We start from the raw sequence: 14,203 nt of genomic DNA, 5'->3' as shown, positions 1-14,203 counted from the left end.
CAGCCCTTGGAATAGAATTTAAATCAATTTTATTAATATCTTCACAAATAATTTCATCGTGTAAATTGTGTTTATAGGTTGCTACAGCATTTTGGTTATTATCAATAGCCCATATAACTTCATAACCTTCTTGGATAAAACCTAAGTCTAATCCACCTCCGCCTGAAAAAACACTTACTACTTTTATGGACATACTATCATGCCTCCAATCTCTTTTTCTTTATGTTCTGATATGCTACTAGGATCTCATCCGTTTTCTTTTTTGTATACTTCGACAATATCGAAGTTATATCATATATACATTTTTCTTCTGAAAACTGCACTAGTTTCTTCGCCAATGAACCTAATTTCTCTTTATCTTCTTCTGAAATGCTCTCAACATCAACAAACTTCAATTTTTCAATGTCATACCTTTGAAGTTTCAACAATCCAGCTCCATATTTCTTCCCAATAGTTTCAAGTTGATAATAGGTAAAATAATTATTCAGCAATGCAAACATTAAATATTTATCAATTTTAGGATAGATAATATAAAAATTGTCACGCGCTAAAATGTTTGAAGTATTCATAACGAACTTCATATCATTGCGAACAAAATAACTGAACCAAATACCATTACTATCCACTTCATTGAGTGTATACCATTCTGACGATGCTTTAGATTTCTCGTATAAGGTTTTTGGTTTTTTCTCACTCGAAAGAATTTTTGCAAAATGAGTTATATATTCCTGTAATTCATCAGTAAGTATTTGACCTTGAGGAATCATTAACAAATTATCTGTCTCTGCCGAAGAAGTGCTGTAACCATGAACTGCTTTCGGAGAAGATATTATCTTTGTTATACATTCCTCGGCATCCAATCTCACACCTTGTGGATTAATGAACATTGTATTCCACCCAGTAGTTAATCCTCGTCTAACACTAGAATACTTTGAGAAAGGAACACTCAAATTCAAAACAAACTCTTCACTATGTCCAACTACCTCCTTAAGTTTTCCATCAGTCAATTCCAAGTATTCTGGTTTCACATCTTTTTTCTCAGTAGGGTTACTGTCCTTTATTAGTTTCAGAATAACAACATCCACTAAAGCATCTTTTTCAAATATCTCTCCGCAAATATAAATCTCTCGTTCAATCCATGTTCTTGAAACCAACAATTCCTTAAAGCTTTGTCCACTTCTTGCATTCATCCAACTGCTTGGAAAAATCACCACCAGTTCACCTCTATCTTTCAGCAAATCAATAGCCTTAATAATAAAATACATGTATAAATTGGCGGTACTTGGAAGTCCTTGATATATACTATTTCTTCTCAGTTTCTTTTTTGATATTCCTAAACACTCCAAATCGTCAATTTTTTCTTGTCTGATATATGGTGGGTTCATTATTATACCATCGAATACCTCGTACGGATTATAATTCAAAAAATCCACATTCAATAATTTATAATCAGGATATTCATTCACAACTTCCTTGTACAGTTTTTCATCTATTTCACAGCCATACACATTCTTATACCCAGCTTCTTTACAAGCCTCCAAGAATGCTCCACCACCAAAACATGGTTCTAATATTCTGTCATTGCTGACCTCAAAAAGCAATGAGACCATATAGTTTGCAACAACTCTATCTGTAAACACTTGACCTAAGTCCATATTTTTACCTCCAAACTATTAATCTCAACAAAAAAAACGTGAAGAATTCATACATTGTTTCATCATTAATATCGGTTATTTCTCCACCTTGAAGTCAAGCCATGCTTCTTCAACATCTGTATAGTCCACATCATTCTTAAGGCAGAACTCTTTTATATTTTTCATCGCAATAAGGTTAGGCTTTGATTTACCGCCTTCCCATCTATTAACAGTAGAAAATGCCACCTGCACTTTTTTAGCAAAGTCCTGCTGTGTTAAAAAACGTCTCTGTCTGATTCTTTTAATTTCTTCTGGAAATCCCATATTGCATCTCCTTTCTGGAATTATCTCAAAAATATAGCGTTATTATACCACAAAATTATGAATTTTTCTACCCCTCCAGTCCATCTGTAACTTTTGCAGATGGATTTTTTATTTTTTTCTAGAAAAACGTCCTTTTAACGCCACTCCTAAGGCTAACAATTAGAAGGACAGGAATTCTTTCAAATGTATCTGCTCAAATTTAAAAGCTTTCTCCAGTGTGAAAGTGTAAGGACGATACAAGTAACAGTCCTTAGGAAGGAAGTCATACAGATGTATGGATAAGAAAAACAAAAAACTGAACGTGGAGATTTTCGATTACTCTACAATACCCAAGTTCATGCAGGAGCATGGCAGGTTCTGTCTATGGAAGTTTGTAATGAAACTGTGGAGGTATTTAGCAAAGGTGGTTATGAGGGTATCAGTATTGGGTGCTTTGAACCATTAAAGCTTGTGGATGTTGATGACTGCGTTGTTAACGGAAAGCTTGATACAAGAGGTCAGAATATTGTTGATACCTTTGATTCCTATACGGAACTCAGTCCGTCAGGGAATGGTATTCATATCTTTATTCTTGCAGACGGATTTGCCTATGACAGTGAATGCTATTACATCAATAATCACAATACTCATGTGGAAGTCTATATTCCCGATGCAACAGGAAAGTTCCTGACACTCACAGGTAAGTCAGTTCATGGTGCTGATGTCAATGAACGAAGAAAAGAACTACAGATTGTTTTTTATTGATAAAATAGGATTATCTATAAAGCCGATTTACAAATCTACAAAAAAATTATCTAACTTAACCAATAAGCAAAATCGGCCGTTACAGTTTTTGTTACCTTGTTTTAAAAAATTGGTTGACAATAATTACTCTACGAGTATAATAGTTACTATACATCAGAAAAGAGGTTAACTATTTTGAAAAAAGCTCATGTTTATGCTATCCCTGCTATTGGAGCTGCTCTCATTGCTGTTTTAGCACAAATCAGTCTTCCAATTGGACCTGTTCCCTTCACTCTACAAAACTTTGCAATCGGCTTGATTGCTACTGTCTTTAAACCGAGAGAGGCTGTACTTTCTGTTGGACTCTATCTTCTTCTAGGTGCCATCGGTCTTCCTGTCTTTGCAGGAGGTGGAGCTGGTTTTCAGGCTTTAGTTGGCCCCACTGCAGGCTATCTTTGGTTTTATCTCATTTACTCTGGACTTACTTCCTCTCTAACCAACAACAAGAGTGGGATTGTCAATATTTTTCTTGCAAACCTCTTGGGTGATGCCCTTGTCTTTGTCGGAGGGATTCTCAGCTTACATTTCCTAGCTGGAATGGCATTTGAAAAAGCTCTTATTGTGGGGGTATTTCCCTTTATCATCCCAGACCTTGGTAAAATTATTGCTATTAGTTTTATTAGCCGTCCATTACTTCAACGCCTTAAAAATCAGGCTTACTTTGCTAACTAAAAAAGGATATCGAGTTGTCATGACTCAATATCCTTTTCTTTGATTTTGAAAACTTAATTACCTTTAAAGGCATCCACCATCGTTTGAAATTCTTCATTGGAGAGAGTAATCCCTTTGCCCATTTTAGTATGATCTGGACTCCAAGCACGAATATCAAACTTTGCAGGAGCACCATTAAAGCTCACACGGTTGATTTCCTTGGTCCAACCTTTTTCGTTTTCAGAAAGAGTCAACAAGTGCTCTTCGATTTTAAATGTAAATTCTGCCATTTTCTTCTCCTTTTTTAGCTTTCATTAGTTTATTCGTAAAATCTTGTAGATTTTAGGAAAATTTTATATAATATTGATATAAAAGAAGGGAGGCCAATATGAGACATAAATTCCAGCAAGTTTTAGGTAAAATACATGACTTTTTAAATGGACATGACCAAGCTGACCAGACTGAAAGCAACTCCCTTACAGCCACTATTGAAGAGGCTATCCAGAAACAAACCGCTGTTCACCTTATCTTGTCTGAGGCAAGCTTTACAGGTGACATCATCAAATACGATCAGCAACGCCAGCAAATTATCGTGAAAAATTTTGCTAAAAATGTAAGTCGTATTATCCGCATAAGCGATATTCAACGCCTGCGATTTGTCCCTTCAACTGTCCAAACAGCCCAAAAAAATAGATTTAAGAAAGAGTGAGATGTTGTTGCTTCATCCCACTCTTTTTTCTTAGCGAACTTGTTCAAAATGTAAATGAACCGCGATATGATCTCCATAACCACTTCTTTCCAAGTCACGTTGTAGACGATAGGAAATGTAGTGTTCTGCAATAGTAATGTAACCTGCACCCAGTAAACGATGTTCAACCATAGACTGAATCATGCTAATAGTCGCACGTTCTACCTTGGCCTCTTCCAAATCCAAAACCACTTTCTTAGTGACTTGTGCAAGGTTTTGACGTAAATCATCTGTCAATACATAGACAGTCTGGGCTGCTTTTAAGATAGCTTGGTAAATCTTATCTGGATTAAATTCAGCAATTTCTCCATCACGTTTGATTACTTGCATAGGTATCTCCTTTATTCTTTGTTTTCTTTAATTTCTGCCAGCATTTTTTCTTCTTCTGCTGTCAGTTGATAATGTTCAAGCAAATCCGGTCTGCGTTCATAGGTTTTCTTTAAACTCTCATACAGGCGCCACTGACGAATCTTTTCATGGTGTCCACTCATCAGTACATCTGGCACGACCATCCCTCGATAATCATAAGGGCGTGTGTACTGAGGGTATTCGAGAAGGCCTGAAGAAAAACTATCATCTTGGTGGCTAGACTCCTTGCCAATCACTTCTGGAATCAGGCGAACCGTAGCATCAATCATGGTCATGGCTGCCAATTCTCCACCAGTCAGGACATAGTCCCCCAGGGAAATCTCATCTGTCACCAAGGTCTTAATGCGCTCATCATAACCCTCGTAGTGCCCACAGATAAAGATTAGCTCTTCCTCTTGAGACAAATCCTCGGCATAAGCTTGATCAAACTGCTTTCCAGCAGGATCGAGGAGAATGACGCGCGGATTTTTCTTTTCAATAGCATCAAAGGCATCGAAAATGGGTTGGGCTCGGAGCAACATCCCCTGACCGCCTCCGTAGGGCTCATCGTCGACATGGCGGGCCTTTTCAGCATATTCTCGAAAATTATGATACTGGATATCCAAGAGCCCTTTTTCACGTGCCTTTCCAACGATTGAGTGCTCTAGCGGAGAAAACATCTCTGGAAAAAGGGTTAAAATATCAATCTTCATCGTCTAACCCTTCTAAGATTTCCACATCAACGCGGTTATTTGGAATATCAACATTGAGAATCACTGGTGGGATATAAGGCAAGAGCAAATCACGCTTGCCTTTTCGCTTGACCACCCAGACATCGTTAGCACCTGGTTGCAGGATTTCTTTGATGGTTCCAATCAAGTTATCACCCTCATAGACTTCCAAACCTATAATCTCGTGATAGTAGAATTCACCATCGTCTAGGTCATTCAAATCTTCCTCAGCAACCTTGAGACTGTATCCCTTGTACTTTTCGATAGCGTTGATATGGTACATATCTTTGAATTTAATAATGTCAAAGTTCTTCTGTTTACGGTGGCTAGCGATGGTCACTGTTTGAACAAACTGATCTTTTTCATCAAACAAGGCCAGCTCAGCCCCTTTTTTAAACCGTTCTTCTGCAAAATCCGTCACAGACAAGACTCGCATCTCACCCTGCAACCCCTGCGTATTGACGATTTTCCCAACATTAAAGTAGTTCATCTTGTCTCCTGTACTCTATTTCTATCCATCTTATTCTAACAATTCTCGAATAATAGTCGCAATTTTTTCTGATTCTGACCATTGTAAATAATGGTGATTCCCTCCTAAAATGAGTTTAGTATTGGAAGTCCAATATTCTGATTCTCTGTACTCTTTTTCTCTATAAGCCTGACAAAAAATAAATACAGGGGTACAAGTTTCTATCGACAAATTCTCAAAATCTTCCTCAGTAATCTCTCCAGATATCTGAAATCCTGGATCTTGATTTTCCAACTCTGAGCCTTTTCCCTGCATTATTTCCCAGATTTCTTTATTAATTTCAGGTCTAAATGTTGCTTGAGTTAAGTTCTTAAAATAAAGTTCAGGACCACACTCGTCAATCAGCCTCATCTGCTCTTCCATTTCTGGATAAGAATTTTCTGAAAAATCAGCAAACATGACGTTTTTAGTTGTCGGTTCAATTGCTAGTAAAGCCTGACACTTAATTGGTTTGTTGAGCAATTTGCAAGCTAAAATTCCACTCAAACTATGTACACAAAGTATATATTCAGAAATCGCCAATTCTTCAAGTACTTCATAAACTGCATCTGCAAGATTATCCAGATTTTTTCCAGCTTGGTCATTCATCGGACTCCTACCTGTGTTCGGAAAATCAATAGTCAAATAACCAATTGTAGGAGGAAGTTTTTCAAGTATAAGTGAAAAATTTTCATAACTTGGTAGCAAACCTGCGCCACTTAAACAAACTAGCATTTTCTTTTGCTTTTGATAAGTAACAGAGAGACTACCAATTTCTGTAGATACTTCAATCCTCTTCATAAAGAAATCCACTCGTTCTATATAATGAATTATTAAAAATCCTTATCCTTTATTTTATCACGTTCCAAGGATTTTCTCAAGTTGGATAGATCCTATCTTATGGGCCTACTACTTCTTCAAAGAATTCACCAATTATCTGATTAAACTCTTCAGGATGGTCATTCATCGGTTGGTGTTTACTATCTGAAATCGTTACTTGACGCGCATTGGGATTTAAGGCAATGATCCCATCGTAGATCATTTTTAGGTGTTTTGGAAAATCATTTTCTCCTCTTACTAAAAGCATGGGAGGATTTCCTTGATAACCTTCTATCTCATGGACAGCCAAAAAACCTGTGATTCCAAGGTTCAAAAAAACATCTCTCCCAGTTTCTATAATGGCCGTCTTGACTAATTCTCTTGTGATAGGATTATCTGTACACATTTTTGAGTTCTTACCTGCAATCATCTTCCAAGGAATCGTTTTGTACATAAGGGAACTATATTTTATGCGATTTTTCTCTTTATCTGATAGGTAACGATGCTGTCCCCAACTATCTACCATGACCAAGGCTAGAACTCGATTTGGATAACGATAGGTGTACTCTTGAAGTGGATTCCCTCCCCAAGAATGACCAACCAATATCACCTTATCTAGCTGGAAATAGGACAAAATAGCATCTACATCTTGAACAGCGCCTTCCAAGTCAGGTAAACCAACTTTCATAGGTGATTCACCCTGTCCTCTAACATTGACAAAGTAGAGGTCAAATCCTTCAAAGGCATCATACTGGTGGGCCCACATCTGACTACGGCCACAAGCTCCATGATAAAAAATAATGTGGCCTTTACTTGCGTTTCCAGGACGATGATAAACAACCAAGTCACAATCTAAGACTGGTATAATGTGACGTACTAAAGTCTCAGGTTTTCTGTTATAAAAAGCAATAGCTTCAGCTATATCATTTTGCTTCATTATTACACTCTCTCCTCTTTATCCTAGTGTCATTCGTTTTATCTATTTTATCATGCTATATTAAAATCATCGTTTTCTAAACTTAAGTCCATTAAAAATTTTGAATTTTCTGTATCATTTAGATTAAGAAAAAGACTGCTCAGCAATCTTTACTTTTTTCTCATCAGATTCATGCCTAAAATTCCAGCAATAATCAAAGTTGCTCCGATTACATGGTAGCTATAAATTGGTTCGTGGAGGATAAGAGCTCCGGCTAGAATGGTCAAAACTGTTCCAAGATTACCAAAGACACTGACGGTTGATGCTCCAAGTCGAACAATAGCATAGATAGAGAGACTACCAGTAACGATAGAGGCTAAAATTCCCAAATAAAGAATGGAAAACAGATAAGGAAGCTGTCCGAGAGGTGCAACGTAGGCTAATATGTTGCCATCTAGATAGTGCGAGGTCAGACTCAACGTATTAAAGGTGACGAAGCCAACAAATATCACAACAGCTGTCATATCCATGGCCCGATAGCGATCTCCTTTAGCCTTGCTGAGGATATTGTTTAGTGCATTGGCGAGAACAGATCCCAACATCAAGAGAAAGCCAAAACTAGCAGTCTCAGTACCAAAGTTAGCTCCTTTACTAAGGAAGATGAAAACTACTCCTGCTACGGATAAAAATAAAAAGAACTTTTGAAGCAAGCTTGTCTTTTCCTTGAGAAAAGCCGATGCTAAAAGGAGAGTAAAAATCGGGACAAGAGCCTGTAAAATTCCAGCTTCAGAAGACGATATATACTGTAAAGCAAAGGATTGAAAAATAAAAAAGAAAAGCGGATAGAAAAGGCTCATAGGAAGAATAGAAAGAATATCTTTTCTACTTAAACTCACTTTAATAAGTTTTGTTTGATTAAGAACGACCATTACTAAAGCTGCAATTGTATAGCGATGCGCTAAGTTTGTGAGAGGACTGGCATAGCCTAAAGCAATCTTAGTAAATAAAAAAGAAAAACCAATGATTGCTGAAAAGGATAAGGCAGCTAGGTATGCTTTTGTTTTCTCGTTCATAGATTGTTACTCCCTTTAAAAGTAGCTATTCTCAAGATTAATTGACTATAATTCTTTGAGACTGTCTTTCCATTGTAGCATAGTAAAATGCTAGATGCTATTTCTAGGATTAGTATTTTATGCCTTCTATTACTCTTTCAAGCTGATAAATTCTCTCTCATTGCCTATAAAGGAGGCAGCTATGCTGACCTGCTTTTCTCGTTCTTGTCTCACAAGTTCTAGCTTGTCTACCTCTTGGAGATTACTTACTTTGATAATATAAACTGCCAGTTTCATTGTTTTCTATTTACTAGCTAGACCAATATATGAGAAATCTTCTTTATAAGAAAAAATCATTTCTTATTCTCTTATAAATTCTCTAAAAAGCCTTCCAAATCTCGTTCATGCTGATATTTGATAGCCGCCTTTTTGTCTTTTTCAAAAATGATCTTGGTTAGATCTATGTCGTTGATGGCCGCAATTGCGACAGTGTAGTGAATGATATCAGCCAATTCTTTTGCTAGTTCCTCGTTCGAATCTTGAACTCCCTCTTTTCTACCAGAACGACCATTCAAAACCTCAGCTACTTCTCCGACTTCCTCCACTAGCTTGATAAAAAGACCTTCCTCAGTCCGAGACTGCTGGTAATGTTCGAGTAAGTAGTCTTGTAATTGTCTAAACGTTAAATCCTTCATATCCTGCTCCTTGCAAAAAAAGCGAGACATTCGTCCCGCCCTTCTTATTTTTCGTCAATAACGATTCTTACTTTTTTGTCTTCAGTTGGGACAGAGTAGACAATCGTTCTTATCGCAGAAATAGTGCGACCCTTACGACCGATTACACGACCCACATCACTTTGATCAAGATCCAAATGATATTCCAAAAATTCTGGTGTATCTTCAATCTTGATAGTTAAGGCATCTGGTTGTGAAATCAAGGGTTTCACAATCGCAATAATGAGATTTTCAATCGTATCCATCTGTCAACCTACTTTAAACTTATTTTGAGAATTTAGAATCGTGGAATTTCTTCAATACACCTTCTTTTGAAAGGATGTTGCGAACTGTATCTGAAGGTTGAGCTCCATCAGCCAACCATGCAAGAACGCGGTCTTCTTTCAAAGTTACTTGGTTTTCAGCAACAAGTGGGTTGTAAGTTCCAACTGTTTCGATGAAACGTCCGTCACGTGGTGAACGTGAATCTGCTACGTTGATACGGTAGAAAGGTTTTTTCTTAGAACCCATACGAGTCAAACGGATTTTAACTGCCATTTTTAAAGTCTCTTTTCTTATTTTTTATTTCGGTGAAATAGCTGAGCTATTTAGCACATGTTCTATTATAGCAGATTTCTAGCAGGTGTCAAGAAAAAAACTTGACAGACTATAAAATTTTTAAACCATTTAGAAATTTGTTATATTTTTAAAGAAAAATCAGAAAGAGAATGCCATAAATACTATTTTAGAAACATTTTATAAAGACCATCAAGTCAAGCCCTTCATATCGCCTGAACGAGATTTGGACACTTAGCTCCTAAATCCTAAGCCCGTTTCCAAACGAAATATCAAGGATTTTTAAGAAAGATATCTACTAATTAATTTATAAAATATGAATTAATAGATTCTAAATAGGGGAATAATTTAGTTCTGTAAAAATTAACTTCTACACCTACAACGCTTATTCTGACAGACTTTATAACAGTCTAAGAAAAAAGTAGAGATTCATACAGTATTTAGATTTTCCAAAAATTCTTTATCATCAAATATTATTAACGAAACTATCCAAACCAAATCCGATGCATTGCTTCAAAGAATTCTTTAGTTGTTTGACTAGCGAGGGCTTTTATTAAAAAATTTTTTCAAATAATTGCCACCTTGGCACATAAATTCTTGCTTTCTAAATTTAAATGTGATATATTTATAACATAAAATTTAAGTGTTATATATTTATAACACAAAAAAGGAGTCTATCATGAAAAAAAGTCAAAAAATGTGTGGCCTCATTGCAATGATTGCCGTAGCTCTCTTTATTGATTTTACTGTTTTATTTGGTTCTAATCTTAGTTGGGGACCCAAGTTAGTTATCACTGGTATTTCAGTGTCAGGTCAAATTGTAGCTATTTCGAGCTGGCTACATAAGAGTCAGAAAGGTAAGGAAAAGATTATTTTTGACTTGTCTGCTAAGCTTTACACGATACTTGTGTTTGCAGCAAGCATTTTTTATACAGTAGGAATTTGGGTTGCGACCCCAAGCGTAAGTTCTAGTATTAAAGAATGGATTTTGGGAATTAGCCTCGTTATTGAAGTGATTATATTTGGTTTTTTCTCTTTAAAAAATGTCAAGGAAACTCCGGACGAACGCTTTTATGCTAATTTAGCAAAGGCAGCTAGCTTGATGTTTGTTTTTATACTAGGTTCACTGATGATCCTAGCAGTTATCATTGGGTATATGGGGTCTCTCACTCTTTACATGGGACAAATATTGATTAGCATAGCTGTCTTGAGTTGCATCTTTGCGGTTGTCTATTTTATCTTGGAACGGAAAGGATAAGCATGGCCAAAGAAAGCAAGATTATTACTAATCTCAAATCTGTTCGTGAGTCCACAGGCATGACCCAGCAGGAGTTAGCTGACCTCATCGGCATGCGACGCGAGACAATTCTTCACTTGGAAAATAACCGTTACAATCCTTCGCTGGAAATGGCTCTTAAAATTGCTCAAGTTTTTGATCTGAAAGTAGAAGACCTCTTTGAACTCAGACAGAAAGAGGAAGCATAATTCTTTTCGAGACCTAGTATTAAGTTCACTGATTCATTAGGAATTAAGCCGAAAGAAAAAATCCTTTGAAAATATGCTCTTTTAAAATATAGTAATTCTTATGGCATTGATGCCCCTAAACATCTAAAAACTCTGGTGGAAAAAGATTATGCTGTCATAGAAACAGCCTTTGATTCACTTGATCATCTGAATGCTACCATGAAAAAGAATATCCTGAAAAGCAAGGGAATCACGGGACTGTCTAAAATGAAGGCTATAGATCTGGACCAAGCCTTCATGACAGATTTACTGAAGAAGAATTAGCAAGTCACTTTACCGTTCGTGGCTACAAATTGACTCCAAAGGGAGAGCAGATACTGAAACAGTACCAGGACATTATTGACCGTCATCCAAAGAAAAATCTCTAATCAAGCGACTTTCTGGTTGGCTTCCTCTTAAACTGTCTTGTCACTAATATTTGAAATCCCCTTCCTTTTAGGGTACAATGGTAGAAATGAATTTTTGAGAGGAACAGAATGAAAAAACTAGCAACCCTTCTTTTACTATCCACTGTAGCCCTAGCTGGATGTAGCAACATCCAACGTAGTTTGCGTGGTGATGACTATGTTGATTCCAGTCTTGCTGCTGAAGAAAGTTCCAAAGCAGCTGCCCAATCTGCCAAGGAGTTAAACGATGCTTTAACAAACGAAAACGCCATTTTCCCACAACTATCTAAAGAAGTTGCTGAAGACGAGGCTGAAGTGATTCTCCACACAAGTCAAGGTGATATCCGCATTAAGCTCTTCCCTAAACTCGCTCCTCTAGCAGTTGAAAACTTCCTCACTCATGCCAAAGAAGGCTACTATAACGGTATTACCTTCCACCGTGTCATCGATGGCTTCATGGTTCAAACTGGAGATCCAAAAGGGGACGGTACAGGTGGTCAGTCCATCTGGCATGACAAGGATAAGACTAAAGACAAGGGAACTGGTTTCAAAAACGAGATTACTCCTTATCTCTATAACATCCGTGGCGCTCTTTCTATGGCTAATACTGGTCAACCAAACACCAACGGCAGCCAGTTCTTCATCAACCAAAACTCTACAGATACCTCTGCTAAACTCCCTACAAGCAAGTATCCAAAGAAAATCATCGAAGCCTATAAAGAAGGGGGAAACCCTAGTCTAGATGGCAAACACCCAGTCTTTGGTCAAGTGATTGACGGTATGGATGTTGTAGATAAAATTGCTAAAGCCGAAAAAGATGAAAAAGACAAGCCAACGACTGCTATTACTATCGATAGCATCGAAGTGGTGAAAGACTACGATTTTAAATCTTAAAAACCCAAAAATACAGTATCCACATTCGGTACTGTATTTCTTTTACTCTCATTCTTAAGTTAAATTATTAAAATCCCAGATTTGGTCCATCCATCCTTCATAAAAGTCTGGTTCGTGACAGACCATAAGAATAGATCCCTTGTATTCTTTAAGAGCGCGTTTGAGTTCATCCTTGGCATCCACATCCAAGTGGTTGGTCGGCTCGTCCAGCACTAAAACGTTGTTTTCACGATTCATCAAGAGACAGAAACGAACTTTGGCTTGTTCCCCACCTGACAAAACCTGAATTTGACTTTCGATATGCTTGGTTGTCAAACCACAACGAGCAAGAGCTGCACGAACTTCAGCTTGGTTGAGAGCTGGAAAGGCATTCCAGACAGCTTCAAGTGGTGTTTGACGATTGCCACCTTCTACTTCCTGCTCAAAATAACCAAGTTCTAGGTAGTCACCGCGTTCCACTTCCCCAGCAATTGGCGGAATAATGCCCAAGAGAGACTTCAAGAGAGTTGTTTTCCCGATACCATTTGCCCCGATAATAGCAACCTTTTGATTGCGTTCAAAGGTAAGATTTAAAGGCTTGGTCAGAGGTCGATCATAACCAATCTGCAAATCCTTGGCTTGGAAGATAAAGCGCCCTGGCGTACGAGCTGGTTTGAAATCAAAGGATGGTTTTGGTTTCTCACTTTGCAGTTCGATAATATCCATCTTATCCAATTTCTTTTGACGAGACATGGCCATGTTTCGTGTTGCAACACGCGCTTTGTTTCGAGCCACGAAGTCCTTGAGGTCGGCAATCTCTTTCTGCTGACGTTCGTAGGCTGCCTCTAGCTGAGATTTCTTCATAGCATAGACTTCTTGGAACTGGTAGTAGTCACCAGAATAACGCGTCAGCTGTTGATTTTCCACATGGTAGACAATATTGATAACGTCATTTAGGAATGGAATATCGTGTGAAATGAGGACAAAGGCATTCTCATAGTTTTGGAGATAGCGCTTGAGCCAATCAATATGCTCAGCATCCAAGTAGTTGGTCGGCTCGTCCAACAGCAAGATATCGGGCTTTTCAAGGAGGAGTTTAGCCAAAAGTACCTTGGTTCTTTGCCCACCTGACAAAGAGGTTACATCTGTATCCATGCCAAAGTCCATAACACCAAGGGCACGCGCTACTTCGTCAATCTTAGCATCCAAGGTATAGAAATCACGACTCTCCAGACGGTCTTGAAGTTCTCCCACTTCTTCCATGAGAGCATCAACATCCGCTCCGTCTTCAGCCATTTCCATATAGAGGTCATTGATACGGGCTTCAGCTTTGAAAAGCTCATCAAAAGCCGTACGGAGAACATCACGCACCGACTGTCCTTCAGCAAGGACTGAGTGCTGATCCAAGTAACCGGCAGTCACATATTTGGACCACTCAACCTTCCCTTCATCTGGCAACATCTTACCAGTCACAATGCTCATAAAGGTTGATTTCCCTTCACCATTGGCACCGACCAGGCCGATATGTTCTCCCTTGAGGAGACGGAAGGACACATCTTCAAAAATTGCACGGTCACCAAAACCATGACTCAGATTTTTAACTTCTAAAATACTCAT

At 37.8% G+C, this 14,203-nt stretch carries 21 protein-coding genes; 7 read left to right on the top strand and 14 right to left on the bottom strand.

Features of this window, described 5'->3' with window-relative positions; translation table 11 throughout:
• From PAN06_RS01285 to PAN06_RS01275, 3 genes are all read right to left on the bottom strand, one after another.
• The coding region (locus tag PAN06_RS01285; protein WP_269795366.1) for a DNA cytosine methyltransferase at nt 1-193 on the bottom strand (193 nt) is incomplete at its 3' end.
• 4 nt (nt 194-197) lie between these two features.
• Nucleotides 198-1,655, bottom strand: a complete 1,458-nt coding sequence (locus PAN06_RS01280) for an N-6 DNA methylase (protein WP_269795365.1) — start codon at nt 1,653-1,655, stop codon at nt 198-200.
• Nucleotides 1,656-1,730: 75 nt separating this feature from the next.
• Nucleotides 1,731-1,958 (bottom strand): helix-turn-helix transcriptional regulator, encoded by a 228-nt coding sequence (locus tag PAN06_RS01275; protein ID WP_269795364.1) that lies wholly within the window; start codon nt 1,956-1,958, stop codon nt 1,731-1,733.
• A 363-nt stretch (nt 1,959-2,321) separates the two neighbouring features.
• Between PAN06_RS01275 and PAN06_RS01270 the strand changes: the two genes are divergently transcribed.
• Together PAN06_RS01270 and PAN06_RS01265 are read left to right on the top strand one after the other, a co-directional pair.
• Nucleotides 2,322-2,702: a hypothetical protein gene (locus tag PAN06_RS01270; RefSeq protein WP_269795363.1), complete on the top strand. Its 381-nt coding sequence runs from the start codon at nt 2,322-2,324 to the stop codon at nt 2,700-2,702.
• 174 nt (nt 2,703-2,876) lie between these two features.
• On the top strand, nt 2,877-3,413 hold the full coding sequence (locus PAN06_RS01265; protein ID WP_269795362.1) for a biotin transporter BioY: 537 nt from the start codon (nt 2,877-2,879) through the stop codon (nt 3,411-3,413).
• A 53-nt stretch (nt 3,414-3,466) separates the two neighbouring features.
• Here PAN06_RS01265 and PAN06_RS01260 read toward each other — a convergent pair whose 3' ends face one another.
• Nucleotides 3,467-3,682, bottom strand: a complete 216-nt coding sequence (locus tag PAN06_RS01260; protein WP_000807437.1) for a YdbC family protein — start codon at nt 3,680-3,682, stop codon at nt 3,467-3,469.
• A 98-nt stretch (nt 3,683-3,780) separates the two neighbouring features.
• Here PAN06_RS01260 and PAN06_RS01255 point away from each other — a divergent pair, with 98 nt between their 5' ends.
• Nucleotides 3,781-4,101 (top strand): hypothetical protein, encoded by a 321-nt coding sequence (locus PAN06_RS01255; RefSeq protein WP_269795361.1) that lies wholly within the window; start codon nt 3,781-3,783, stop codon nt 4,099-4,101.
• A 30-nt stretch (nt 4,102-4,131) separates the two neighbouring features.
• Here PAN06_RS01255 and PAN06_RS01250 read toward each other — a convergent pair whose 3' ends face one another.
• The 9 genes from PAN06_RS01250 to rpsP form a co-directional block, all read right to left on the bottom strand.
• Nucleotides 4,132-4,470 carry an ATP cone domain-containing protein gene (locus PAN06_RS01250; RefSeq protein ID WP_001196041.1) on the bottom strand — a complete coding sequence of 113 codons (339 nt, stop codon included), beginning with the start codon at nt 4,468-4,470 and terminating at the stop codon, nt 4,132-4,134.
• Nucleotides 4,471-4,481: 11 nt separating this feature from the next.
• Nucleotides 4,482-5,201 carry a tRNA (guanosine(37)-N1)-methyltransferase TrmD gene (trmD, locus tag PAN06_RS01245; protein ID WP_261104826.1) on the bottom strand — a complete coding sequence of 240 codons (720 nt, stop codon included), beginning with the start codon at nt 5,199-5,201 and terminating at the stop codon, nt 4,482-4,484.
• Complete coding sequence (gene rimM, locus PAN06_RS01240) at nt 5,191-5,709, bottom strand: ribosome maturation factor RimM (protein ID WP_045611339.1); 519 nt, start codon at nt 5,707-5,709, stop codon at nt 5,191-5,193. Before rimM ends, trmD begins: the two co-directional genes overlap by 11 nt.
• Before the next feature lie 30 nt (nt 5,710-5,739).
• Nucleotides 5,740-6,528 carry an alpha/beta hydrolase gene (locus PAN06_RS01235; protein WP_261266839.1) on the bottom strand — a complete coding sequence of 263 codons (789 nt, stop codon included), beginning with the start codon at nt 6,526-6,528 and terminating at the stop codon, nt 5,740-5,742.
• A 97-nt stretch (nt 6,529-6,625) separates the two neighbouring features.
• Nucleotides 6,626-7,483 carry an alpha/beta hydrolase gene (locus PAN06_RS01230; protein WP_269795360.1) on the bottom strand — a complete coding sequence of 286 codons (858 nt, stop codon included), beginning with the start codon at nt 7,481-7,483 and terminating at the stop codon, nt 6,626-6,628.
• A 149-nt stretch (nt 7,484-7,632) separates the two neighbouring features.
• Nucleotides 7,633-8,535, bottom strand: coding sequence for a DMT family transporter (locus PAN06_RS01225; RefSeq protein ID WP_269795359.1), 903 nt, complete (start codon nt 8,533-8,535; stop codon nt 7,633-7,635).
• A gap of 347 nt (nt 8,536-8,882) precedes the next feature.
• Nucleotides 8,883-9,209, bottom strand: a complete 327-nt coding sequence (locus PAN06_RS01220) for a MazG nucleotide pyrophosphohydrolase domain-containing protein (RefSeq protein ID WP_268718155.1) — start codon at nt 9,207-9,209, stop codon at nt 8,883-8,885.
• A gap of 44 nt (nt 9,210-9,253) precedes the next feature.
• Nucleotides 9,254-9,493, bottom strand: coding sequence for an RNA-binding protein KphA (gene kphA, locus PAN06_RS01215; protein WP_000379617.1), 240 nt, complete (start codon nt 9,491-9,493; stop codon nt 9,254-9,256).
• Nucleotides 9,494-9,512: 19 nt separating this feature from the next.
• Nucleotides 9,513-9,785: a 30S ribosomal protein S16 gene (gene rpsP / locus PAN06_RS01210; protein ID WP_000268760.1), complete on the bottom strand. Its 273-nt coding sequence runs from the start codon at nt 9,783-9,785 to the stop codon at nt 9,513-9,515.
• 697 nt (nt 9,786-10,482) lie between these two features.
• Between rpsP and PAN06_RS01205 the strand changes: the two genes are divergently transcribed.
• The 4 genes from PAN06_RS01205 to PAN06_RS01190 all read left to right on the top strand — a co-directional run bounded on the left by PAN06_RS01205 (nt 10,483) and on the right by PAN06_RS01190 (nt 12,607).
• On the top strand, nt 10,483-11,061 hold the full coding sequence (locus PAN06_RS01205) for a DUF3796 domain-containing protein (RefSeq protein WP_269795358.1): 579 nt from the start codon (nt 10,483-10,485) through the stop codon (nt 11,059-11,061).
• A 2-nt stretch (nt 11,062-11,063) separates the two neighbouring features.
• Complete coding sequence (locus PAN06_RS01200) at nt 11,064-11,288, top strand: helix-turn-helix transcriptional regulator (protein ID WP_006151257.1); 225 nt, start codon at nt 11,064-11,066, stop codon at nt 11,286-11,288.
• Between the two features lie 135 nt (nt 11,289-11,423).
• The gene (locus tag PAN06_RS01195; RefSeq protein WP_269795357.1) at nt 11,424-11,591 is read left to right on the top strand and encodes a hypothetical protein; all 168 of its coding nucleotides are present in this window, start codon (nt 11,424-11,426) and stop codon (nt 11,589-11,591) included.
• A gap of 212 nt (nt 11,592-11,803) precedes the next feature.
• Nucleotides 11,804-12,607, top strand: coding sequence for a peptidylprolyl isomerase (locus PAN06_RS01190; protein ID WP_269795356.1), 804 nt, complete (start codon nt 11,804-11,806; stop codon nt 12,605-12,607).
• A gap of 54 nt (nt 12,608-12,661) precedes the next feature.
• Here PAN06_RS01190 and PAN06_RS01185 read toward each other — a convergent pair whose 3' ends face one another.
• A complete protein-coding gene (locus PAN06_RS01185; protein ID WP_000025378.1) occupies nt 12,662-14,203 on the bottom strand; it encodes an ABC-F family ATP-binding cassette domain-containing protein in 1,542 nt (513 codons plus the stop codon).

The sequence above is a fragment of the Streptococcus sp. SM3 genome (genome assembly GCF_027497875.1).
The sequence above is the reverse complement of the archived record's forward strand: the minus strand, read 5'-3'. Positions and strand labels throughout refer to the sequence as shown.

Coding starts and splice junctions, on each gene's coding strand:
- kphA (WP_000379617.1), bottom strand. CDS start 9,493: ATGGATACGATTGAAAATCTCATTATTGCGATTGTGAAACCCTTGATT.
- PAN06_RS01185 (WP_000025378.1), bottom strand. CDS start 14,203: ATGAGTATTTTAGAAGTTAAAAATCTGAGTCATGGTTTTGGTGACCGT.
- PAN06_RS01255 (WP_269795361.1), top strand. CDS start 3,781: ATGAGACATAAATTCCAGCAAGTTTTAGGTAAAATACATGACTTTTTA.
- PAN06_RS01230 (WP_269795360.1), bottom strand. CDS start 7,483: ATGAAGCAAAATGATATAGCTGAAGCTATTGCTTTTTATAACAGAAAA.
- PAN06_RS01225 (WP_269795359.1), bottom strand. CDS start 8,535: ATGAACGAGAAAACAAAAGCATACCTAGCTGCCTTATCCTTTTCAGCA.
- rimM (WP_045611339.1), bottom strand. CDS start 5,709: ATGAACTACTTTAATGTTGGGAAAATCGTCAATACGCAGGGGTTGCAG.
- trmD (WP_261104826.1), bottom strand. CDS start 5,201: ATGAAGATTGATATTTTAACCCTTTTTCCAGAGATGTTTTCTCCGCTA.
- PAN06_RS01205 (WP_269795358.1), top strand. CDS start 10,483: ATGAAAAAAAGTCAAAAAATGTGTGGCCTCATTGCAATGATTGCCGTA.
- PAN06_RS01250 (WP_001196041.1), bottom strand. CDS start 4,470: ATGCAAGTAATCAAACGTGATGGAGAAATTGCTGAATTTAATCCAGAT.
- PAN06_RS01235 (WP_261266839.1), bottom strand. CDS start 6,528: ATGAAGAGGATTGAAGTATCTACAGAAATTGGTAGTCTCTCTGTTACT.
- PAN06_RS01270 (WP_269795363.1), top strand. CDS start 2,322: ATGGAAGTTTGTAATGAAACTGTGGAGGTATTTAGCAAAGGTGGTTAT.
- PAN06_RS01280 (WP_269795365.1), bottom strand. CDS start 1,655: ATGGACTTAGGTCAAGTGTTTACAGATAGAGTTGTTGCAAACTATATG.
- rpsP (WP_000268760.1), bottom strand. CDS start 9,785: ATGGCAGTTAAAATCCGTTTGACTCGTATGGGTTCTAAGAAAAAACCT.
- PAN06_RS01200 (WP_006151257.1), top strand. CDS start 11,064: ATGGCCAAAGAAAGCAAGATTATTACTAATCTCAAATCTGTTCGTGAG.
- PAN06_RS01275 (WP_269795364.1), bottom strand. CDS start 1,958: ATGGGATTTCCAGAAGAAATTAAAAGAATCAGACAGAGACGTTTTTTA.
- PAN06_RS01220 (WP_268718155.1), bottom strand. CDS start 9,209: ATGAAGGATTTAACGTTTAGACAATTACAAGACTACTTACTCGAACAT.
- PAN06_RS01260 (WP_000807437.1), bottom strand. CDS start 3,682: ATGGCAGAATTTACATTTAAAATCGAAGAGCACTTGTTGACTCTTTCT.
- PAN06_RS01190 (WP_269795356.1), top strand. CDS start 11,804: ATGAAAAAACTAGCAACCCTTCTTTTACTATCCACTGTAGCCCTAGCT.